Source organism: Austwickia sp. (genome assembly GCA_016699675.1).
Taxonomy (GTDB): domain Bacteria; phylum Actinomycetota; class Actinomycetes; order Actinomycetales; family Dermatophilaceae; genus Austwickia.
The window spans coordinates 1,442,152-1,464,717 of the sequence record CP064985.1; the positions used below are offsets into that span (position 1 = coordinate 1,442,152).

The following is a 22,566-nucleotide window of genomic DNA, read 5'->3' on the forward strand; positions in this document are numbered from 1 at the left end:
GGCGGGCCAGCGGGCCACGGGTAGCGCCGGCTGGTTCTACCCGGGCACGGCACGACCAGGCCCGCTCACGGCGTACCGCGTGCGCCATCAGGCCAAGCACGTGAGTGGGCGTCCGCCGTTATAGGTGACCATGTCGGCGAGGGCCGCCATGACGTCGATCGGGGCGCCCCGGTCGGCGCCGTCGAACTCGGCGTACGCGCGGTGGAGGTTGCCGACGATGCGCTCCGCATCGGGCCAGTCGGCGAACCGGCCGAGGTCGGTCTCGCGGGCGGCCTCAAGCGGCGAGAGTCCCGCGGCCCGGCCGCGCTGCGCCAGGTCGAGCACGAAGCGCAGGTAGTCCAGGGTCGCGGCTAGGGGCGCCGCGTCGCGAATGATCGGGCCGTGCCCCGGGACGATCGTGGCCGCGTGCAGCGGCGCGACCACGTTCTCCAGCACCTCGATGGCCCCCGCGACGGATCCCATCAGGAGGAACGGCGTACCGCCGTTGAAGATCAGGTCACCACAGAACAGCGTCGACCGGTCGGGAAACCAAACGAGGACGTCGTTGGTGGTGTGTGCGGGCGTACCGACGTGGCGGACCTCGGCGCGCAGGTCCCCGAGGTGCAGGGTGATGCCCTCGGTGAACGTCAGGAACGGTGGGTCGAGCGGCAGTGAACCCCACTCCGGGTTCTGCCAGAACGGCAGTTCGCGCGGCGGCCCGAAGGCCAGCATCTCCGTGCGGGCCCGCTCGTGGGCCACGATCGTGGCGGTGTCGAATAGGGCGTTGCCCCAGGTGTGGTCGCCGTGGTGGTGCGTGTTAACCAGGGTGCGGACCGGTGCGGTGCTCACCGAGCGGATGGCGGCGACGAAGGCGCGGGTACGCCGTTCGGTGGCGCACGAGTCGACGCCGATGACGCCCTGCGGCCCGACGACGAACCCCGTGTTGTTGATCCACCAGGTGCCGTCGGGCTGGACATAGGCCCAGATGTCCGCCGAGACCTCCTCCAGGCGGGGCGGTCCGGGGGTGGTGATGTCGTCCTGGCACGCGCTCATGGCCCATGCTGTCGCCGACGGCAGCCGGTCGGCAAGGGTGGACGCGGGAGTGGTCATCGCTGAGGTGTGGAGTTGGCAGGTGCCGACCAGCCCCTCCCGGCCCAGCTCCTACTTATCCACAGGCCGACCGCTCATGACCTGCCCGTTAGGTGCCATGGCACCCTTTGGGCAGGTCACGAACGGTCGTTGAGACGAATGAAAGGGCGCGTCGAGCATGAGGTCACCGCGCGTGAGGATCATCCAGCCTGGGTCGCGGTAGGACTCGCCGAAGCCGAGCCGGGCGTAGAAGGCTGCCGTGGCCGAGAAGTCCCTGGCCGGAAGATTGGGGGTAGCCCGGTCTGGCATGTCTGATCCTAAGCACCTGATCGAGGGCGGGGCGTGGGGTGGGATCCGCGGCGGCGGCACCATGCAGAGCACCCCCGGCAACGCGCTCGACCTTCTGACGTGAGACCCCTCAAAGAAGCGAGCGCGCCGGTCCACTGACGCCTCACACCCGTTTGGTGTCGTAAGCCCACATCGCGATCTCGACCCGGTTGCGGACGTCGAGTTTGGCCATCAACGAGGCGACGTGGGTCTTGACGGTGCTCAACCCGATGAACAGCTCAGTGGCGATCTCGGCGTTGGTCCGACCGCGGGCGACCAGCAGCAGCACCTCCTCCTCGCGCTGCGTGAGCGGCTCGATCGGCTGAGTCGGCCTGGTCGGCGCGTGGCCGACGAAGGTCGCCAGCAGGCGACGGGTGATGTTAGGGGCAATGAGCGCGTCGCCATTGGCCGCCGCGCGAATCGCCTGTACGAGGAGCTCCGGACCGGCGTCCTTGAGCAGGAATCCGCGAGCACCGGCCCGAAGGGCACCGAGGACGTACTCATCGAGGTCGAACGTCGTGATGACCACGACGGGCATCGGATCAGCCACGTCCGGACCGGCCAGGCGCCGCGTGACCTCCACCCCGTCCAGCCCCGGCATGCGGATGTCCACGAGGAGGACATCGGGACGCAGCCGAGTGGCCACCTCGAGCGCCGCCGGTCCGTCTGCCGCCTCCCCCACGACGACTAGGTCGGGTTGGGCGCTCAGGATCATCACCAGCCCGGTCCGGACCAGGTCCTGATCGTCGGCGACGACGACTCGGATGCTCATGCCGGAATCCTCGCGGGGAGCACGGCCTCGACCACCCAGCCGCCCTCGGCCCCCGGCCCGGCACGCAGCGATCCGCCGAGCAGGTGCGCGCGTTCGGCCATCCCGGCGAGGCCGAATCCCGGCTCGGCCCACGGCCCGGGCGAGGTGCGGCCGTCGTCGGTCACGCGCAGCCTGATCTGGTCGCCCACCCGACGTACGGCGATCTCGACGTGGGTCGCTGTCGGCGCATGCCGTACGGCGTTCGTCAGGGCCTCCTGCGCGATCCGGTAGATCGCGGCGTCCACTGGTGGGGGCAGCCGCGTCAGGGATCCGGTCAGCGAGACCTCGACCGCGAGGGCCGCATCGGCGCCGGCCAGCGCGGGCAGGTCGGCGACCCCCGGCTGCGGCGTGTAGGGCTCCCCGCCGTCGTCCCGCAGCACCCTGACCATGGACCGCATCTCCGCCAGCGTGCGCGACGCCTCGGCCTCGATCGCGGCGAGCACGTCGACCGCCTTTTGCGGCTGCGTGACCGCGACCACCCGGCCGGCCTGCGCCTGCACCGCGATGGCCGAGACGTGGTGGGCCACGGTGTCGTGCAGCTCGCGGGCCAGTGCCAGGCGCTCCTCGTTGCGGACCTCCCGCTCCTGGCGCTGCCAGAGATCGGCGCGGGAGCGGAACACCGCCGCCAAGGCAACGATCACCAGCAGGAATCCGATGCCGCCGATGATGTCCGGCAGGCCGGCCGCGGCGGCGTACAGGCCCACCGCGACAACCCCCACGACGTACGCCGTGCCCAACGCGATCTCGCGACCCGAGCCCCAGCGGACCAGTGAATAGAGCAGGATCAGGACGGCCATCATCGCGTAGAGGCCCAGGTTCGCCTCGCTGGACCACAGCTGCACGACGGAGAGCAGGCCGGTGGCCCCGAAGCCGATCAGGCACGCCGTCAGGGGGTGACTGCGCCGCCACACCAGGACGGGCAGCATCGCCATGGTCAACCCAGTGACGAACGGCCGAAAGGCGAGGTCGGGGCGGGCGATGCCCTCGGCCAGCGCTGCGACCTCGAACGCAGCAACGAGGAGCCCATCGACACGGCCCGCCGTCGGAGCGCCGGCTGGCCGTGGCTCGCGCCCGATGGACTGCCAGAAAGCCCGCACAGCTTCAGGGTAGGGACGGGCGCATCGAGGGGACTACCGTCCCGCGGGGATCTGCGGCCGGGAGTGCGGGTTGGCTGCGCCGGTCGGGGCCGCCGGCTCCGCTGTCGTGTGGGGCCAGGTCCAAGCGGTGCGCAGGATGGCGGCCAGGAAGATCAGCTCGACGGCCAGGCCGAGACCGTAGTAGTACAGCCACTCCCCGCCGGCCAGGTTGAACGCCATCCAGGGGATGAGGAGGGATGCCACGACGAGGTTCGTGACGCGGTTTTCCCGGGCTGGGAGGGTCGCCGACAGCAGGATCATCAGGGCCGGGACCGAAAAGGCAGCGAGCGAGCTGACCGCAAAGGTCTGGCTGATGTCGAAGGTGAAGACCTTGCCCTTGAGGATGTCGGCGATGGCGCCCGGCTTGTAGAGGCCGAGGACGTCGACGTACACGTAGAGGAACATGAAGCCGGTCCACGCCGCGACGAGCTTCGCCCGGATTGGTAGCGGCGGGTCCATCAGCGTGGTGGGGGCCGAGATGTGGGTTTGCATGGGTGACTCCTGGGTGAGACGTGACTGAATTCGCTCCCCCACCGTCGCTCAGCGGCGCCGCCGGGCACATCGGCCCCCGGACTCGCGTTCGCCCGCCCGAAAGCACGATTCCGCGGCCGTACTTTCGACGGATCCCGCCGCGAGGGCGCCGCGCTCGCTGACGGCCTGCGCATCTGGGTCGCCGGAGGGCGATCAACTCGCCGTCGACGCGAATGCTCGGGTGTCGCTTCGAGTTGACGGCCGACCCCCTCGGCGCGCGGCCTTCGATCGCGGTACGCCGCGTCCACCATCCGTTGTCGCCCGGCACCGCCTCTTCGTGGACAGCTTTCAGGACACGTGACGTGCTGTGATCACGACCGTAATAATGTCCTGATACCTGTCCACTGTCGGCGACTGGTGTCGTGGCCCGGACCGAACGGGTGCCCCCGGGGGCGTCGCGGACCGCCGGGCAGAACCCAAGCCAACCTCGGGTGACCCGCGCACACGGTGGATCGGGCCCACGACGTACGGCGTGTTTCACGCCACCCCTTGACCGGTCACTTTCATTTTGGAAGTATCGCGCCATGAGCCTCTTCATCACGTGCCCGGTCGAGAACGTCGAGCGCGCGACGGCGTTCTACAAGGCCCTGGGCTGGACACTCAACGCCGAGATGTCCGATCACCACGTGTCTTGCTTCGCGATCGCGCCGGAGCAGTACGTGATGCTCGGCAGCCGAGAGCGGTACGCCGCCGTCGGCGGCGTCGAGGATCTCGTCGGTGGCCCCGACACGCCGTCTAAAGTGACGGTCTCCTTCAACCTCGGCAGCCGCGAGGCCGTCGATGAGCTGGTGGCGCGCGCCGGCGCCGCCGGGGGTCGGATCGGCGACACCGACGACTACCCCTTCATGTACCAGCGCCAGTTCGACGACCTCGACGGCTACCACTACTCGCCGTTCTGGATGAAGCCGGACGCCGACCCCACCGCGTGAGCGACCTCGCGAGGGCACTCGACATCGTCGGGGCCCGGTGGGCCCTGCTCATCGTGGAGCGGCTCCTCGACGGTCCGCAACGGTACGGCGACCTGCAGCGCGACCTCGGGCTGGGCACGAACATGCTCGCTACCCGCCTACGCGAACTCGAAGAGGCCGACGTCCTGACCCGCCTGCCCCTCCGCCACAACACGCGGGCCTACGCGCTGACCGAACGCGGGCTCGCCCTGCGCGAGGCGATCGTGGCTCTTGGTCGCTGGGGCGCCGAGCAGCCCCGCAGGGAACGCTGAGGTGTGGCACTCCTGTCGTCCGGTGCGCCCGACGACCCGACTCGCGGCTGATCGACTCGGCGTGATCGCTGTGCCTCAGCGTGCTGACGCCTGCGTGACCAGTGGACGGTGGGCTCACGGGGCGTTCCGGACACTCCAGAAGTGGCTGGTCGCGGAGATCCTCATCGCCTCCTCGGGATGGGCCTCAGGCCGCTTGCGCAGGGCTCGCGGTACGGCCGTGGGATCATCGCCGGACCCTTCTCCCCGAGGAGTCACGCTACAATCCTGTACATGACGACGGTTCCGCTTGCAGAAGCGCGGGCGCAGCTCTCTCGCCTCGTCGACGAGGCGATCCGCACCCACCAACGCGTCGAGGTCACGAAGAACGGCCGGCGCGCCGCGGTCATCCTGAGCGCCGACGACTATGACGAACTGATGGAAACCATCGACATCCTTGGCGACGCTCAAACGATGGCCGACATCCGCGAAGCTGACGCCGATATCGCGTCCGGAAATGTCTCGACGCTGGACGATGTCCTGGCTGACATGAAGTTGCGGGGCCGGTTGCCCTCATGACCTACCGGATCGAGCTGGCGCCTGCCGCTCGTCGTGCTCTGACGCACGATCTTCCGGAGGCCGTGGCGGCTGCCTGCGCGCATTTCCTTCAGGACGTGTTGGCTGCTGCCCCGCACCGAGTCGGCAAGCAGCTCCGCAACGAACTCGCGGGCCGTTATTCGGCTCGCCGCGGCGAGTTCCGCATCATTTACGAGATCAACGAGGAGGCGGTCGTCGTACGGGTCATCACGATCCGTCATCGACGCGACGTCTATTCCACGAGCTGATCGACCCGACGCGATCCCGTGGGCTCAGCGTCTGGGCGCCTGCGTGAAGTCAGGCCGCAGCAGTGGTGCTGAGCTGCGAGCTTCGCGGTTAGCGCATGCCGTACGGCGTTGGTCAGGGCTTCCTGCGCGATTCGGTAGACGGCGGCATCCACGGGCGGTGGCAGACGCCTGAGGGAGCCGGCCAGCGTGTCCCGGACGCCAGGGGTCGCATCGCTGCAGGTCCCAGATCGACGAGCTCCTCGCCGCTGCGCGCACGCCGGTCTTCCTGCTGGACCGGCACCAGGTGGTCCGGCCGGGCGAGCTGGGCACCGTCGCCGAGATCCGGGCGGCAGCCGCCGAGCGAGGGATGGACGTGCTCTCCGTGACGCTGGACGACCAGTTCCACGGAAACCCCCTCGCGGTCGTGCCGCAACACGCCAACGAACAGCCCGACGTCTCCTTACTGGAGCGACACCACGAGGCGTGCCGTCAGCCCGGCTGGTGCCTCTGACGCCCGGGACGAGGTAAGCCTGCGTAGTAACGAGTTACGATCGGCGTCTGGCGAACTCGGCTCAAGGGGGACCATGGTGGCGCAGCGTGACGACGCTCGCTGGGTCGAAGTGTCCCCCTCGCAGTTCGCCCACGAGCGCGAGGGGCTGGATTCGGTCCGCGAGTGGTTGACCAGGCAGGAGTCGCCCTACCGCGCGTGGTCCAACTTCGAGTTTCGTGACGCGCAGGGTGGCTGGCACGAGTGCGACCTCCTGGTCCTCGGGCCAGGCGGCCTCTACCTGGTGGAGTTGAAGTACTACTCGGGCCGCTTGACCGGTGACGACACCCGCTGGGTCCGGCACCCCGGCCGGGTGGAGCGTTCGCCGCTGTTGCTCTGTCGACGCAAGGCGCAGCGGCTGGCGAGCAAGCTCAAGGACGCGGCCAAGGAGTGGGCGCTGGAGAAGCGCGTCGAGGTCGGCCCGGTGGTGGGCCTGGTCCCCTTCGTCCAGGAGGCCGTCTTCCTGCATCACCCGGACTTCGTGAGCGACATGTCGGGGAGTGCGGCCCTGGGCCTCTATGGCCTGGAGGGCGAGGAGGCGGAGCGCTCGTCGCACCTGCCTCCCCTGACCTCGCTCCTCACCCAAGCCGCGCGCCCGGGTCGCGAGATCGGGGCCAACCAGGAGCAGATCCTGGTGAAGCTCATGGCGCGCATCGGCCTGGTGCAGCGCCGGGAGCGGGAGGCCGGCTCGTGGGTGATCCAGGAGGGGGTCGTCGACGAGGGCGTCTCGGCGCAGGGGTTTGCGTGGCAGGACTGGCGCTGCTCGCATCTCGCCGACCCGTCCCGCCAGGGTCGCGTCCGCTTCTTCTTGTCGCCCCCTAACGTGGGCACGCACGACGCCCGCCGTCGCGCGGACGTGGCCCGCAACGAGTTCCGGCTGAGTCGCACCTTGCAGCACGAGGCGATCCTGACGCCCGAGGACTTCGTGCACAACGACCTGGGTGCGGGGCTGGTCTATCAGGACGATGGGACCTGGCAGCGCCTGGACCTCTGGATGGCCGGCCACGCGCCGGTGCCGCTGGACGTCGCGTTGTCGCTCGTGCGTCAGGTCGCCGACGGCCTGCGCTACGCCCACGCGCACGGCATCGCGCACCGCACGTTGGGCGCGGGTTCGGTGTGGGTGCGTCCGCGTGATGGTCGTACGGCGACCGATGGTGGCCTTGACGTGCAGATCCGCGACTGGAGTTTCGCGGGCCGGGTGGAGGCGGCCGGCACGGGCGCGCAGCAGGCGCACGAGGCCGGGTTGACCGGCTTGGCCGGCGGCATCACCCCCAGCTCGCCGGTCGGCGCGACGGCCGAGGCCACCGGCGACCGGTGGCTCACCGAGGCGTTCACCGCCCCGGAGTCCCAGTGGCTCGCCCCCGACCGCGTGCGAGTCGACGTCTTCGCCCTGGGCGCGCTCGCGGCCTACGTTGTCACCGGCCGCGCCCCGGCCTCGTCCGCCGCGGACCTGCGGGAGCAGTTGCGCAGCCAAGGCGACGGCATCGACGTGAGCCTGCTCGGCGCCGCGCCCGAGAGCCTGCGGGCCCTCATCCGCCGGGCGACGCATCCGGTGGTGGGCAAGCGGACGGAATCCGTGCCCGACTTCCTCGACGAGCTGGATCGGGCCACGGTCGCGCTGACGGCGGCGGAGGAGGCGACGGCGGACCCGCTGGACGCACTGCCGGGCGCAGTGCTGGCCGGCGGCCGGTTCGTCGTCGAGAAGCGCCTCGGCAAGGGCTCCACGGCGCGGGGGCTGCTCGTCGCCGACGCAGCCGAGCCCGCCCGCCCCCACCGGGTCCTCAAGGTCGCCCTGGACGACAAGGCCGAGGCCCGCCTGACGTCCGAGGCCGAGGTCCTCAAGGCGATCACCGGCGCGAAGTCGTTGGCCCGGCTGATCGAGGGCCCGATGGACGTGGATGGGCGGCTCGCGCTGCTCCTGGAGTCGGCTGGCACGCACACCCTGGCCGAGGAGCTGCGTCCGGACGTGCCTGTCCCCCTGGACTTCCTGCAGCGGTGGGGCCGCGACGTGCTCGACGCCGTGGTCGAGCTGGACCGGCTCGGTGTCGATCACCGCGACATCAAACCCAGCAACCTGGGCGTGCGGTTGAACCCCGGCAACCGCGAGGCGCACCTCGTGCTGTTCGACTTCTCGCTGACGCGCGCGGCGGCCGAGGAAGTGCAGGCTGGCACGGCGCCGTACCGCGATCCCTTCCTTGGTGAGGGGACTCGCCGACGGTTCGACAGCGCGGCCGAACGCTATTCGGCGGCGGTCGTGCTCTTCGAGATGGCGACGGGCCACCCACCCGTCTTCGGCGACGGGCTCACGCTGCCGTCGCTGATCCCGGACGAGGCGACGATCGACCCGAAGGAGTTCCCTGAGGGACTGGCCGGCGACTTCGCCGACTTCTTCCGCCGCGCGCTGCGGCGCCAGGCCGGCGAGCGTTTCGACTCGGCGTCGTCGATGCGGCAGGCGTGGGACCGCATGTTCGCGACGGACGTGACGACGCAGGCCCCCACGGGCGAAGACGACCGGCGGGCGGAGGCGGCGACCCTCGACACGCCGCTGACTGAGGCGGGGCTCACGGCGCGCGGGCTGTCCGCACTGGCGCGCTTTAAGGTCGTGACGGTCCGCGACTTCCTCCTCAAGGTCGACGCCGGCCACCCCTATTACCGGGTCGCCCCCTACACCCGCAATCACCTGCGGCAGCGCCGCTCCGCGTGGGAGAAGCGGCTCGGTCTGCCGCGCGCGGCCGGAGGAAGCCTGCTCTCCGACGGCGTCGACCTCACCGTGTCGTCGCTGGTCGGCTCGAGCGGTCCGGACAAGGCGACCGTACGGCGGAGGCTGGTGCGGCTTCTCCTGGGGGCGGAGGGCAGCCTTGAGGCGTTCGCCCCGATGACGGCGTTCGCGCAGGAACTGGGTGTGCCCGAGGCCCGTGCGGAGGAGCTCCTGGGCGACGCGTTGAGCTGCTGGTCCGCCGACGCCCAGGCGACCGACATGATCGACGCCCTCGGCTCGGCCCTCGACCGCCGCATCGCCGAGATGGGCGGGGCGATCACCCGCGGCGAGGCGGCGGCCGCGGTGCTCGACGCGACGCAGGAGCCGCTGCGCGGCGGGGCTGTGCTGCGCGGCGCGGAGGGCCTCGTGCGGCTGGCGCTGGAACGGCGTCGCTTCCTGCGCCGGCTCGGGGGCGGCACCGCGTGGCAGCCGCTGTCGGTGCGCCGCCGGGACGGCAGCGTGATCATGCTCGGCTCCAGGCCGGGATTGTTCGACGCCTGGGAGGCGGTGGGCCGGGCCGCGGAGGACCTGGTGTTGCGGGCCACCGGCGCCGATGCCTCGATCATCATCCCGTCGGCGACCGCGGGTCGCGAGTTGGCCGCGGCGTTGGCGCCCTTCGGCGGGCTCTTCGAGCGGGACGAGCACCCCCAGGAAAGCGAGCCGGAGCACCATCGCGCGGAGGCCGGGGTCGCGGTCCCCACCCAGAGCGAAACGGACGGCGAGGCGACGGCGTCGCCGGAGGCGCGGGGGCTGGGGCGACTCGTGCGGGTGGGCGCCGAGTTGGCGCCGCACGCGGCGGCCGCGGGCACGCTGGATCTGCACCACGTGGACCTGCCGCAGCGGGTCGCGCTGGCCGAGGCTTTCCGTGGCTACGCGGGCACGACCGCGCGAGAGGCCCGCGGCCGCACCGTCCTGACGCCGCGGGACCTGCGCCTGCGTGTTCGTCGGCGCTTCCCCGCCGTCGCGACGCTGCCGGATCGGCCGCTGCTCGATGACCTGGTCAAGGACTCCGGCGCGGACCTGCGGTGGGACGAGGCGCTGCGGGGCTACGTGGTTCCCGAGCGCTCCCTCACGACGACGGGTCTGGTGACGGCCACGCCGACGGTGGCGGGGGGTGCCGCGGCGCGCTCCCTGAGGGACCCGGTCGCCGCCCGGCTCGCCGAGAGCGTGGCGACGCGCTCGTTCCTGGCGCTGGGGGTGGGCGCCCTCGACCTGGCCCGGGTCCAGGACGTGCTGCGTGAGCGTTACGACGCCCACCTCCTCGACGTGACCGGGCTGCTCATCGACGCGATGCGGGCCGCGGCCGCACGGCACGGCGTGCCGTGGGACGTCGTGCTCGCCTCGGATGCGGCTACGCCGGGCACCCGCGACCGCGCCAACCTGGAGCAGCTCGTCGGGATGTGCCTGCCAGAGGTGTGGGAGGCGATCGCGTCGGCAATCGCCGCCACGCCGCACCCGGGCGAGGACGGTGCCGCCGGGCCCTCGGGTGGATCCGCTGAGGCCGGGCACGCGAAGGACGCCCCCGTGGTGCTCACCGACGTCGCGCCGCTCGCGCGCTATCGACACCTGGGCGAGCTGTCCCGCTGGAGCGACGTGGCGCTCCCCCGGGAGCGGGCCGTGTGGGTGCTCGCGCCGCAGACGCCCACGTCGCAGGGTCCGGTGATCGACGGCCAGCCCCTGCCGCTGTCCTCCCCGGGGCAATACGTGCGGCTGGACCTGCGCCGCCTCTATGCCTCGGATGACCAGAACGTGCCGGCGGCCGCCGGCGAGAAGGAGGCGAGGGCGTGATCGACGCCGCCGAGCTCACGGCCGCGCTCAAGCGGCTCGTGCTGGACCTCGAGGATGACCTGCGCGCGCGGGTCGACGGCCGCGACGAGGACCTCCGCGAGCAGGGGGCGCTCGCCAGGTGGCGCGCTGAGTACGACGAGGCCGTCGCCGCCTCCCGCACCGGGCGCACGTGGACGGAGTGGCGCGACGACCGGGTCACCCAGGCCGCCGTCGCGTGGGTGCTGACCACGGTGTTCGTGCGCTTCTGCGAGGACAACCGCCTCCTGGGGGAGCGCGGCGCGGGCGAGACCGCGCAGGAGCCGGGTCGCTACGCCCCCTGGATCGGCGGGCCGACCCGCGAGCTGCGGCAGCGGGCTCAGGACGCCCGCACCGCCTACTTCCGGCAGCACCCCGCCGACACCGACCGCGAGTGGCTCGGTCGGGCTATCGAGCACCTGCGGGGGCTCAAGGCCACGCGGGACCTGGTCGAGGCGCACTCCGCGCTGTGGACGGTGGCGCCGTCGGGTGGCGCCGCCGAGCGCATCCTCGCCTTCTGGCACCAGACGGACGCCGCGGGCGAGCCGCGCTGGGACTTTGCCGACCCCGGCCTGTCGACCCGCTTTCTCGGCGACCTTTATCAGGACCTCTCCGAACACGCGAAGGGCACCTACGCCCTGCTGCAGACCCCGGAGTTCGTCGAGGAGTTCATCCTCGACCGCACGCTGGAGCCGGCGCTGCGGGAGCGACCGCTCGCGGGCTTCACGCTCATCGACCCCACCTGCGGGTCGGGCCACTTCCTGCTTGGGGCCTTCGCGCGGCTCTACGCGCGCTGGCGGGCGGCCGAGCCGGACACCAACGAGGCCGAGCTGGCGCGCCGCGCCCTCGACGCTGTCCACGGCGTGGACCTCAACCCCTTCGCCGTCGCCATCGCCCGCTTCCGGCTCCTCGTGGCGGCCCTGCAGGTCACCCGGCAGCGCTCCCTGAACGACGCCCCCGACTGGCCGCTCAACGTGGCGGTGGGAGATTCCCTGCTACACGGCCGACCGCAGCGCGCCTTCGACCTGGGAGCAGAGTTCGACGAGGACGCCATCGAAAGACAGTTCGCCTATGCCACCGAGGACCTGGACCTGCTGCGCTCTCTTCTCGTGCCGGGCGTCTACGACGTGGTCGTCGGCAACCCGCCTTACATCACGGTCAAGGACAAAGTCCTCAACCCGCTCTACCGGGACCGGTACGAAAGCCCCAAGGGCAAGTACGCGCTGACGGTCCCCTTCATGGAGCGTTTCTTCCAGCTCGCAAAGCCCAGCAACGGTGATCATCCCGCGGGTTGGGTCGGTCAGATCACGTCCAACTCCTTCATGAAGCGCGAGTTCGGCACCACGCTCGTGGAGCAGTATCTGCCGAAGCACGACCTGCGGCTGGTCGTTGACACGTCCGGCGCCTACATCCCAGGCCACGGCACGCCGACGGTGATCCTTGTGGGGCGCCCGCGGAAGCCTTTCGACGAGCCGAACCCGCTGTCACCCACTGTGCGTGCGGTGCTCGGCATCCGCGGTGAACCAGGACGTCCCCATGTCCCTGCCCAGGGACTGGTATGGCGCAGCATCGTTGACCATATCGATCACGTGGGCCACGAGGACGAGTACACCAGCACGGTCGATCTACCGCGTGAGACCCTTTCGAGACACCCTTGGAGCCTCTCGGGTGGCGGCGCGCAGGGCCTTCTCGCCCTGGTTGAGGCTGGCGCTCGCGCGCCGCTCGACTCCGTCGCAGCGGAGCTGGGGATCATGTCGGTGACCGGGCAGGACGACTTCTACATGTTTGCTCCAATCGCGGGCCGTAGGGAGGAATGGCCGACTCGCCCGCTGGTGGAAGGTGACGCAGTCCGGGATTGGGAAGTCTCGACCGCAACGGAAGCCGGCTGGCCGTACTCCGGTGACTACGGAGTTCGCTCATTGCAGGATCTGGGCGCTTTCGGCCACCGTCTTCATCAGTTCAAGTCAGCCCTAGATAAGAGGCGACGATTCGGCACCCCCATGGTTGAGCGGGGGCTTACGTGGTGGGAGTGGCAAGAGCTGTACACCGCCAAGTTGCGGACGCCGCTGTCGATTGCGTTTGCGTTTGTGGCCACGCACAACCATTTTGTGCTGGACCGGGGTGGGAAGGTCTTCAAGCAGTCGGCGCCGGTGATCAAGCTGCCGGAGGGGGCCAGCGAGGACGACCACCTCGCGCTGCTCGGTGTGCTGAACTCCTCCGCGGCGTGCTTCTGGCTCAAGCAGAACAGCCATGGCAAGGGTAATGGGGGAGTGAATGAAGGCTTTCGCGGCGATGACTGGGAGGAATTCTATGAGTTCACGGGCACCACGCTCAAGGATTACCCGCTCCCGGCCAACCTGCCTCTTGCCCGTGCGCGCCGACTCGACCTCCTCGCGCAGAAACTCGCTGACTCGTTCACGCGGTGCTTCCAGGACGACGCGATCCCCACAGACGCGACGGTGGCGCAGGCGCGACGCGAGCACGACGTCCTGCGCGGCGAGATGGTCGCCGTCCAGGAGGAGCTGGACTGGGAGGTCTACCGTGCCTACGGCATCATCGAGGACGAGCTGACCCTGCCCGAGGGTGCGGAGCTGCCCCGCCCCCGGCTCGGTGAGCGCGCCTTCGAGATCGCCCTCGCCCGCACGATCGCCACCGGCGCCGACTCGTCGGCATGGTTCGAGCGGCACGGCTCCACCCCGATCACCGAGATCCCGGCGGAGTGGCCTGCGCCGTACCGCGAACTCGTGCAGCGGCGGCTCGACCTGATCGCCTCGGACCGGTTCGTAGGGCTGCTCGAGCGGCCGGAATACAAGCGGCGGTGGGCCGAGGAGCCCTGGGACAAGCGCGTCACCGCCGCCCTGCGGACCTGGCTGCTGGACCGGCTGGAGCGCCGCGACCTGTGGTTCGACCGCGCGGGCCGACCTCGCCCGCTGTCGGTGGCGCAGCTCGCCGACCGCGTCGGCACCGACGCCGACCTCGTGGGCGTCCTCAACCTCTGGGCCGGCCGCAAGGACGCCGACGTCACCGACGCCCTGGAGAAGCTGCTCGCCGACGAGGTCGTGCCCTATCTCGCGGCCCACCGGCTGAAGGACACGGGCCTGCGCAAGCGCGGCGAGTGGGAGCGCACCTGGGACCTACAGCGCGCCGAGGACCGCGGCGAGGCGGTCGACCCCATCCCGGTCCCGCCGAAATACACCTCGGCCGACTTCCGCCGCCCGTCGTACTGGTCGCACCGAGGCAAGCTCGACGTGCCCAAGGAGCGCTTCATCTCCTACCCCGGCGGCGGCCGCGCCACCGACCCCACGACGCTGCTCGGCTGGGCCGGCTGGGACCACGCCCAGCAGTCCCTGGCGCTCGGCATCCTCATCCAGGAACGAGAAAGCGACGGCGCAACGGACGAGGTGCTCATCCCCCTCGTCGCCGGCATGGCCGAGCTGCAACCCTGGGTCGACCAGTGGCACGACGAGATGAGCGACCTAGGCCTCAACCTCGCCGAATACACCTCCGAGACGCTGCGCCACCACCTGGCCAGCCTCGGCGTGACCGAGACCGACCTGCGCGACTGGCGCCCGCCCGCGGCCACCCGCGGCCGCCGCGGCGCCGCCCGCTCCGCCTCACCGAAGGGCTCCTGATGGCCACCCTGCTGCGCGACCTCATCGACATCCCCGAGCGGACCAGCGCCACCGACTACGTGCTGCGGCTGTCCGAGAGCGTCGACGAGCACGCTGCCGCCGCGCTGGAGCACTACGTGGTGACCGAGCAGCTCGCCGCCGCGTTCGACACGGCGCTCGGCATCGTCGAGCAGGCGCTGGCGACCGGGGAGAGCAAGGGTGCCTACCTTGAGGGCTCCTTCGGCTCCGGCAAGTCGCACTTCATGGCCGTCCTGCACGCGATCCTGCGCGGCGACCGAGCCGCGCGCGACAAGGAGGGGCTGCGCGAGGTCGTCGTACGGCATGATGCGGACCTCACCGGGCGGCGCCTGCTGCCGCTCGCCTTCCACATGCTGAGCGCCACGAGCTTCGAGGAGCGGGTCTTCGGCAGCTACGTCGAGCAGATCCGGCGGCTGCACCCCGAGGCCGAGCTGCCGCGCGTCCACCAGACCGACGGCCTGCTGCGCGACGCGGACGCCCTGCGCGAGCGGCTTGGCGACGAGGCCTTCTTCGCCGGGCTCGGCGACACGGGCCCCAGCGGCGAGGCCTCGGAGGGCTGGGGGGACTTCGGCTCGTCCTCGGGCTGGACCGCGGCGACGTACGACGCCGCCCGGCACGCCCCCGCCACGGACGAGGCCCGCGGAACGCTCGTCACGGCCCTGGTGGACGCCTACTTCTCCAGCTTCACCAAGGCCGCCGACTACGTCGACATGGACGAGGGGCTCGCGGAGATCGCCCGGCACGCCAAGAGCCTCGGCTACGAGGGGGTCGTGCTCTTCCTCGACGAGCTGATCCTGTGGCTGGCCTTCGGCATGAGCGTCCCCGAGTTCTTCCGCCGCGAGGTGCAAAAGCTGACCAAGCTCGTCGAGAGCGGCAGCGGCCGGCGCGAGATCCCGCTGATCTCCTTCGTCGCCAAGCAGATCGACCTGCGCCGCTGGCTCGCCGACGCCGGCGGGAGCGGCGCCCAGCAGGCGATGCTGGAGGAGAGCCTGGCCTTCCAGAAGGGCCGCTTTCCGTCGATCGAGCTGGGCGACGCCAACCTGCCCTACGTGGCCCACCAGCGGCTGCTGCTCCCCAAGGACGCCGCGGCCGCCGCCCAGATCGCCGACGCGTTCGCGCGCATCGACCGCACCCCCGGGGTGTGGCGCGTGCTCCTCGACAACGTCAACACCGACGAGGACAACCGCGGCTCCGACGAACGCGACTTCAAGCTGACCTATCCCTTCTCCCCGGCGCTCATCTCGACCCTGCGCGTCCTCGCGTCGGCGATGCAGCGCGAACGGACCGCCCTCAAGGTCATGCAGCAGATGCTCGTCGACCGGCGCGACAGCCTCACCGTCGACGACATCATCCCCGTCGGCGACAGCTACGACCTGCTCGTCAAGGGCGACGCGCTCGAGCCGGGCGTGAATGCCCTCTTCGCCTCCGCCCGCGAGCTGTGGGGCGGCAAGCTGCAGCCGCTCCTGCGCAGCACCCACGGCACCACCGACGCGGCGATCGACGCGGGGCAGGCCCCGGCGCCCTATTACGCCGACGCGCGCCTCGCCAAGACCCTCCTGCTGTCGGCGATCGCGCCCAAGGTGGCCGCCCTGCGCGGCCTGACCGCCGAACGCCTGGCCCACCTCAATCACGGCTCGATCGTCTCGCCCATCCCGGGCGGGGAGGCGCGCGCCGTGCTCGGCAAGGTGCGGACCTGGGCGGAGTCGATCCCCGAGATCCACGTCGACAGCGCCGTGGCAGACCCGACGATCTCGGTGAAACTCACCGACGTGGACTACGAGTCCGTCGTCAAGAAGGCCCTCGTCGAGGACACCGAGGGTCGCCGCAGGCAGCTCGTGCAGCGCCTCGTCGCGCAAGAGCTGGGCGTGGATGAGACCGACCACGCGCTGGACGGAAGCCACCCCCGCGCCGTCCTCTGGCGCGGCACCCAGCGCGAGATCGACGTGATCTTCGGCAACGTCCGCGACGTCTCGTGGCTCTCCGATCAGGCCTTCGAGGCCAGGCCCGGCACGTGGCGCTTCGTGATCGACCATCCCTTCGACGAGGCCGGGCACACGACGGCCGAGGACATGAAGCGCATCGACGCCATGCTGACCAAGGAGATCGACCAGCGGACCGTCGTTTGGCTTCCCCACTTCCTCTCGCAGGCGCGCATGGACGACCTCGGCCGCCTCGTCGTCCTGGACTGGCTGCTCGGCGGCACCGGGGAGCGGTGGCAGCAATACGCCAGCCACCTCAGCGAGCAGGATCGGCTGACCGCGCTGACCATCCTGCGGAGCAACCGCGACACCCTCACCCGCTCGCTCCGGGACGCGCTGCAACAGGCCTATGGCGCCGCGCCCGCGCAGCCGGGCAACCTCCTCGAGGACGCCGGCCACGACTCCGAGCTGACCCCCCTGACCCGCCGCGTCAACGTGCAACGCCCCGTCGGCGCCGGCCTCGGCGACGCCTTCGACCGCCTCATCGCGCAGGTCTGGGACGCCACCTACCCCGACCACCCCCGGTTCCCGGCCGACACCCCCGTGCAGCGACGCGACCTCACGCTCATCCAGCGGCACGTCGAACGCGCCATGAACGACGCCGACCGCCGCGTCCCCATCGAGGGCGACGCCCGCGCGCTCCGTCGCGTCGGCAACACGCTCGGGGTCGGACAGACCACGGACACCCACTTCGTCTTCGGCGACCCCTATCTGACCCCGTGGGCCACCGAACTCGACAAGGCCCTCGCCCGCCGCGGCGACCACGACGCGCCGGTGCGCGTCGCGGAAGCCCGCGCGTGGGTCGCCGACGTGGGTCGGGGGCTCACCGAGCCCGTCTCCGACCTCGTCATCCTCGCGTGGGCGGCGCTCCGGCAGCGGGTCTGGTACGACGCCGGTGGGCAGCCTCGCGCGACGGCCCCGGAACCAGGCCAGCTCCAGGCCGGCATGGAGATGCGCACCCAGGAGATGCCCACCGAGGACGAGTGGCGCAGGGCGGTGGAGCACGCCGGCCACCTCTTCGGGGAGAGCGTGACCCCCTTCCTCAGCCCCGCGGCGGTCGCCGACCTGGCCGAGCGCGTCCGGGCCCGCGTCGCGCAGACCATCGAGCCGGCGCGCGAGCTGGTGGGCCAGGTGCGTCGGGGGCTGGGGCGCGCCGGGTTGGCCCCGGAGGCCATCGACGGCTCGGCCCGGCTGGGCACGGCCGTGGCGGTCGCCGAGGCGCTCGACGGACTCACCCGCAAGGACGGGGTCGCCCTCGTGCGGGCGCTGGCGTCCGTCGAGGTGAAGCCCTCCCAGGGGCGCCACATGGGCAAGTCGCTGACCAGCGCGCCCGCCGTGATCGACGCGCTGCGCCGCTTCGATTGGACGTGGCTGGCCGACCCCCTCGCCGCGCGGGCCGGCGAGGGCGACCGGGCCGACGCCGCCGGCCGCCTGCTCACCCGCCTGGGCGAGCGGCTCTCCGCCGACGAACTCGATCACCCGGCCGCCGCCGCCTTGGCCGACGTCGATCGAGACGTGCGCGACTGGCTGCGGCAGGCCCCGGCCGCGCCGCCGGCGCCAGCGCCGCTGCCGCCCCGCGAGGACCCGCAGGCCGTCGTGCTGCCCGCGGCGTCCCCCGCGGCCCCGTCAAGCGCGAGCACCTGGGTTGCGCACCCGGGCGGGGCCGCAGCTGCCCCCGCCACTGCGCCGCGCCGCTCCGGACAGACGGTCGCCCGGGGACGAGACGCGTTGTCCGAACTCGAGGCCTACGTCGCCGCGCACCCGTCCGCGCGGATCGAGGTGACCTGGCGGGTGGTCGAGTGAGCGTGCCCGGCGCACCCGCCGTCCCCGAGGCCAGCCCGAGCACCATCCGGGCCATGGTCGACATGTTCGCGGACAAGCACGACCCCGGGCCAGTGGCGATTCGTGCCCGAGCGGCCACGTCGTGGACCGGCACCTCGACGAAGAACGTGCCCATCACCGCCGTACCGGCCGGGTCCGCCCTCGCCGTCCGGGAAGCGCTGCGAGCGCACCGCGCCGGCGAATGGACCGTGATCCTCACCGATCGCGACCCCGAAGACCTTGGCGCGGGCATCCTGGCCCACCTGCTCAAGACCAAGGTCCACGCCATCGACGCGTGGGGCGCGGTCCAGGAGGTCTTCCGAGCCAGCCAGTCCGCCAGCTCCTTCGTGAGCATGCCGCACGGCCGCGACGTCGCCTTCGGGCTGATCCGCACCATGCCCCCGCAGGGTTGGCCCTCCGCGCCCGGCGGGGTGCTCACCCGCGAGCACGCCCTCGACAGCCTCCTCCACGAGCGGCTGGGCATCGCGCCCGACCACCAGGACACCGCCGGGCTGCTGGACTGGTCGCTCCGCGCCGACGCACCCTCCTCGCTGACCGGCCTGCGCCGCGACGCGGGCGACGCCCTCGGGGAGGCCGCGTTAGACCGGCTCGCCGAGGGGACCGGCGCCGCACGCGCCGCCGTACGGCCGCTGCTCGATGGCGACCGGATCAGTGACCTCGCCGCCGTCGGGCTCGTCGTCGCGCTGCTCACCTCCGAGGCGGTGCCGGCTGCCGACCGGCACCAGGCGGCCATCAGCCTCGCGCGCGGGGAACGCTGGTTTGATGGGCGCGTCTCCTCGGCGGATCCGGGGCTGCGCGCGTTCGGGACGGCCGTGGCGCGAGTGGTGAGCGGATGGATCGGGGACCCGCGCCTGCGCGAACGCGCGTGGGCCGTAGCCGACCGCGCCGACACCCTGCTGGCGGAGGTCGACGGCGCGGCCCTGGCGCGGTATTCGGACCTGCTGCCCACCGGCTATCGGCTGCGGGCCGACGACCTGGGCGGCGCGCTCTCGGCCCTGGTCGTCGACCCGCGCCCCGGCGTCGATCCGGGCCTGACTGGCGTCGAGGCCGCCTCGGCCGCTGTCGCGACCCATCTGCTGGCCGATCGCTCCCCACGGGATCACCAGGCGCTCGCCGCGGCGGTTCGCCTGGCGCGGTGGATCGCGACGCCGGACCGATGGACCCAGGCCTCGGCGAGTGATCCGGGTGCCGGCCTGGCCGCCCTGGCTCGACTCCAGGTCGACGACGCGGCCTGGGCCGATGTCGCGATCAACGTCGCCGCCGCCGGCGTCAGCGCGGACATCCAGGCCCGCGGCATCGAACACGTCGCCACGGCCGCAATGGCCCGGCGGGAGACCCAGGCCCGCCTCTTCGCCGAGACCCTCGCCCGCGCCACCTCGCAAGACGTCGGTGCCGCGGAGGGGATCGTGGGGGAACCCTCGGACGGGGTCGTGCTCATCGAAGCGGCCCTGGACCGCGGCGTTGCGCCGCTGGTGGCGCAGAAGCGGCGCGTGCTCCTCGTGGTCCTCGACGGCCTGAGCTCCGGCGCAGGCACCGAAGTGGCCACCGACGCGCTGCGCCGGGGGTGGGAGGAGATCAGCCCCAGCGGCCGCCGCGGGGCCGCCATCGCGGCCCTCCCCACGCTGACTGAGATCAGCCGCGCCTCGCTCCTCGCTGGCGAACTCACCCGGGGCGGCCGCGAGTTCGAGGTCGCGTCCTTCGAGCGGTACGTCGACCAACGCCTCAAGCGCGCAGGGCGTCTGTTCCACAAGAAGGCCCTGGACACCGGGCGCAGCGGGCACGCCCTGGCTGCCGACGTGGCGGAGGCCATCGACGACCAGGCCGTCGGAGTCGTCGCCGTGGTCCTCAACACCATCGACGACGCGCTGGACCGGTCCGACCCCGGCGGCACCACGTGGACGGCCGACGCCATCCGTCACCTGGAGCCACTCCTGGCCCGCGCTCAGGCGGCGGGGCTCACCGTGGTCCTCACCGGCGACCACGGCCACATCGTCGAGCGACGCCTGGGACACCTGAAGCCCGCGCGGGATCAGAGCGACAGCGGTCGCAGCAGGAAGGCCCTCCCCGGGGCACACGTCGACCCCGCCGAGGAGGTGCTGATCGAGGGGCGACGAGTCGTACCTGAGGGACGCGCCGTGCTCGCCGTCTCGGACAAGCTGCGCTATGGCCCGCTCAAGGCCGGCTATCACGGCGGCGCCCACCCGGCCGAGGTCGTCGTCCCCCTCATCGTCCTGCAGCCCGCCGGCGCCGGAAGCGACGAGGGCGGCCTGCCCCCACAGGAACCGGCTTGGTGGCTCGGACCGGTGGAGGCGGCGGCGGACGCCGTACCGCCTGCCTCCCCGCCGCCCGCACGGTCCGCGCGGCGACGGGAGTCCCGACAGGAGGAGCCGGCGCTCTTCGAGGTGGGCGAGCGGGCAGCGACGGACTCGGCGGCCGCCGGGTCATCCGCGAGCGTTGGGCGGCGCCTGGTGGGCGGTCAGGTCTACGCCGCGCAGGTCCACCTCTCGCCCCGCCTGCGCGTCACCGCCGACGCGGTGGCACGTCTCGTGGACGCCCTGCTCGCCACGCCGGATCGACGCCTGGGGCAGGTGCCCGCCGCCCAAGCCCTCGGTGTCCCGACGTCCCGCCTGCCCCGCGCCCAGGAACAGGTGAAGCAGCTCCTCAACGTGGACGGCTACCCCGTGCTGCGCGTGGACGCCGACGGCACCACGCTCGTCCTGGATGAGCGCTCCTTGCGCGAGCAGTTCGGACTGAGCGGTGGTTGAGGTCTCCGCGCGACGCCGTCGCTACATCATCGACGCCCTGCGTCGCGGCACGGTCCCGCAGGCGGGCCTCGACGTGCTCGCCGTGGGGCTGGACCGCTTCGCGGGCGCCCTCGACGAGGACCTGGACCGGGTGGCCTCGGGAGGGGCTGTCTTCAAGGCCGTCCGCGGCGACTACGGGTCCGGGAAGACCTTCTTCACGCGCCACCTCGCCGAACGGGCGCTGCAACGAGGCTTCGCCGTGTCCGAGGTCCAAGTCTCCGAGACCGAGACTCCCCTCCACCGCCTGGAAACCGTCTATCGCCGTGTCACGGAGACCCTGCGCACCGCGTCGATCCCGCCGAGTGCTTTTCGGGCCGTGCTGGACTCGTGGTTTTACACCCTGGAGGAAGACGCACTCGAGGCGGATCCGAGTCTCGATGCGGCAGATGGCGTCGCGGTCGGCGCGGCCGTCGGGGGACTGGTGGAGCGGAGACTGGCCTCCGTCGCCTCCTCTGCGCCCGGTTTCGCGCTGGCGCTGCGCGGCTATGGGGTCGCATCGCTGAGTGGGGAGGCCGCGACCGCGGACGCCGTGGCGGCGTGGCTCGGGGGTCAGCCGCACGTCGCCTCCGCCGCCAAACGGGCCGCCGGGGTGCGCGGCGGCCTCGACCACTTCGGGGCGATGGGCTTCCTGCAGGGGCTCCTCACCGTGCTCCGCGACGCCGGGCACCCCGGGCTGCTGCTGGTGCTCGACGAAGTCGAGACGCTGCAGCGGGTCCGCGGGGACGTGCGAGACAAGGCGCTCAACGCCCTGCGGCAGCTCATCGACGACGTGGACGGCGGCCGCTACCCCGGGCTCTTCCTGGTGATCACGGGCACGCCTGCCTTCTACGACGGCGTGTCCGGCGTGCAACGGTTGGCGCCGCTCGCAGGTCGGCTCGCGACCGACTTCACCACCGATGCGCGCTTCGACAACCCACGGGCAGTGCAGGTGCGGCTACCCGGCTTCACCCGGGACAGCCTGGTCGCCGTCGGCGCCCGGGTGCGGGATGTCTACGCGACCGGAGAGTCCGCCGAGGCCCGGCTGCGGGCCCGCGTCGACGACGACTACCTGGCGGCGCTCGCGGACGGGGTCACGGGGTCCCTCGGCGGCAAGGTGGGGGTCGCGCCGCGGCTTTATCTGAAGAAGCTGGTGGGCGACGTGCTCGACCGCGTCGACCAGTTCGCGGATTTCGACCCCCGCGCGCACTATGCGCTGACCGTGCGCCCGGCCGAGCTGACCGACGCCGAGCGAGGGGCCCGGTCCGGCCCGGTGAGTGCGCCCGACGACATCGACCTCGACATGGGCTGACCC

The 22,566-nt window shown here is 71.8% G+C and carries 13 protein-coding genes and 1 pseudogene; 10 read left to right on the forward strand and 4 right to left on the reverse strand.

Features of this window, described 5'->3' with window-relative positions; all coding sequences use genetic code 11:
• Positions 1-87: 87 nt before the first annotated feature.
• The 4 genes and pseudogenes from IPK37_06670 to IPK37_06685 all read right to left on the reverse strand — a co-directional run bounded on the left by IPK37_06670 (position 88) and on the right by IPK37_06685 (position 3,834).
• The gene (locus IPK37_06670; GenBank protein QQS02718.1) at positions 88-1,032 is read right to left on the reverse strand and encodes an MBL fold metallo-hydrolase; all 945 of its coding nucleotides are present in this window, start codon (positions 1,030-1,032) and stop codon (positions 88-90) included.
• A gap of 487 nt (positions 1,033-1,519) precedes the next feature.
• Positions 1,520-2,167, reverse strand: coding sequence for a response regulator transcription factor (locus IPK37_06675; GenBank protein ID QQS02047.1), 648 nt, complete (start codon positions 2,165-2,167; stop codon positions 1,520-1,522).
• On the reverse strand, positions 2,164-3,303 hold the full coding sequence (locus tag IPK37_06680; GenBank protein ID QQS02048.1) for a sensor histidine kinase: 1,140 nt from the start codon (positions 3,301-3,303) through the stop codon (positions 2,164-2,166). The genes IPK37_06675 and IPK37_06680 overlap by 4 nt, the downstream gene beginning before the upstream one ends.
• A 105-nt stretch (positions 3,304-3,408) precedes the next feature.
• A pseudogene (locus IPK37_06685) lies at positions 3,409-3,834 on the reverse strand (hypothetical protein).
• A 563-nt stretch (positions 3,835-4,397) separates the two neighbouring features.
• Here IPK37_06685 and IPK37_06690 point away from each other — a divergent pair.
• The 10 genes from IPK37_06690 to brxD all read left to right on the forward strand — a co-directional run bounded on the left by IPK37_06690 (position 4,398) and on the right by brxD (position 22,563).
• Positions 4,398-4,802 carry a hypothetical protein gene (locus IPK37_06690; protein ID QQS02049.1) on the forward strand — a complete coding sequence of 135 codons (405 nt, stop codon included), beginning with the start codon at positions 4,398-4,400 and terminating at the stop codon, positions 4,800-4,802.
• Positions 4,799-5,092, forward strand: coding sequence for a helix-turn-helix transcriptional regulator (locus tag IPK37_06695; GenBank protein ID QQS02050.1), 294 nt, complete (start codon positions 4,799-4,801; stop codon positions 5,090-5,092). Before IPK37_06690 ends, IPK37_06695 begins: the two co-directional genes overlap by 4 nt.
• A 270-nt stretch (positions 5,093-5,362) precedes the next feature.
• The gene (locus tag IPK37_06700; GenBank protein QQS02051.1) at positions 5,363-5,647 is read left to right on the forward strand and encodes a type II toxin-antitoxin system Phd/YefM family antitoxin; all 285 of its coding nucleotides are present in this window, start codon (positions 5,363-5,365) and stop codon (positions 5,645-5,647) included.
• Positions 5,644-5,913, forward strand: coding sequence for a type II toxin-antitoxin system RelE/ParE family toxin (locus tag IPK37_06705; GenBank protein ID QQS02052.1), 270 nt, complete (start codon positions 5,644-5,646; stop codon positions 5,911-5,913). The genes IPK37_06700 and IPK37_06705 overlap by 4 nt, the downstream gene beginning before the upstream one ends.
• Before the next feature lie 226 nt (positions 5,914-6,139).
• Complete coding sequence (locus IPK37_06710) at positions 6,140-6,403, forward strand: hypothetical protein (protein ID QQS02719.1); 264 nt, start codon at positions 6,140-6,142, stop codon at positions 6,401-6,403.
• Between the two features lie 73 nt (positions 6,404-6,476).
• The gene (gene pglW, locus IPK37_06715; protein ID QQS02053.1) at positions 6,477-10,985 is read left to right on the forward strand and encodes a BREX system serine/threonine kinase PglW; all 4,509 of its coding nucleotides are present in this window, start codon (positions 6,477-6,479) and stop codon (positions 10,983-10,985) included.
• Positions 10,982-14,632, forward strand: coding sequence for a BREX-2 system adenine-specific DNA-methyltransferase PglX (pglX, locus tag IPK37_06720; protein ID QQS02054.1), 3,651 nt, complete (start codon positions 10,982-10,984; stop codon positions 14,630-14,632). The genes pglW and pglX overlap by 4 nt, the downstream gene beginning before the upstream one ends.
• Complete coding sequence (locus tag IPK37_06725; protein ID QQS02055.1) at positions 14,632-18,432, forward strand: phage resistance protein; 3,801 nt, start codon at positions 14,632-14,634, stop codon at positions 18,430-18,432. The genes pglX and IPK37_06725 overlap by 1 nt, the downstream gene beginning before the upstream one ends.
• Positions 18,429-21,236: a BREX-2 system phosphatase PglZ gene (gene pglZ, locus IPK37_06730; GenBank protein QQS02056.1), complete on the forward strand. Its 2,808-nt coding sequence runs from the start codon at positions 18,429-18,431 to the stop codon at positions 21,234-21,236. Before IPK37_06725 ends, pglZ begins: the two co-directional genes overlap by 4 nt.
• Positions 21,229-22,563, forward strand: coding sequence for a BREX system ATP-binding protein BrxD (brxD, locus tag IPK37_06735; GenBank protein QQS02057.1), 1,335 nt, complete (start codon positions 21,229-21,231; stop codon positions 22,561-22,563). The genes pglZ and brxD overlap by 8 nt, the downstream gene beginning before the upstream one ends.
• Positions 22,564-22,566: the final 3 nt, after the last annotated feature.

What these genes read in the sequence shown, in the direction of transcription:
- IPK37_06700 (QQS02051.1), top strand. Translation starts at nt 5,363, where the DNA reads ATGACGACGGTTCCGCTTGCAGAAGCGCGGGCGCAGCTCTCTCGCCTC.
- IPK37_06690 (QQS02049.1), top strand. Translation starts at nt 4,398, where the DNA reads ATGAGCCTCTTCATCACGTGCCCGGTCGAGAACGTCGAGCGCGCGACG.
- IPK37_06670 (QQS02718.1), bottom strand. Translation starts at nt 1,032, where the DNA reads ATGAGCGCGTGCCAGGACGACATCACCACCCCCGGACCGCCCCGCCTG.
- pglW (QQS02053.1), top strand. Translation starts at nt 6,477, where the DNA reads ATGGTGGCGCAGCGTGACGACGCTCGCTGGGTCGAAGTGTCCCCCTCG.
- IPK37_06675 (QQS02047.1), bottom strand. Translation starts at nt 2,167, where the DNA reads ATGAGCATCCGAGTCGTCGTCGCCGACGATCAGGACCTGGTCCGGACC.
- IPK37_06705 (QQS02052.1), top strand. Translation starts at nt 5,644, where the DNA reads ATGACCTACCGGATCGAGCTGGCGCCTGCCGCTCGTCGTGCTCTGACG.
- IPK37_06725 (QQS02055.1), top strand. Translation starts at nt 14,632, where the DNA reads ATGGCCACCCTGCTGCGCGACCTCATCGACATCCCCGAGCGGACCAGC.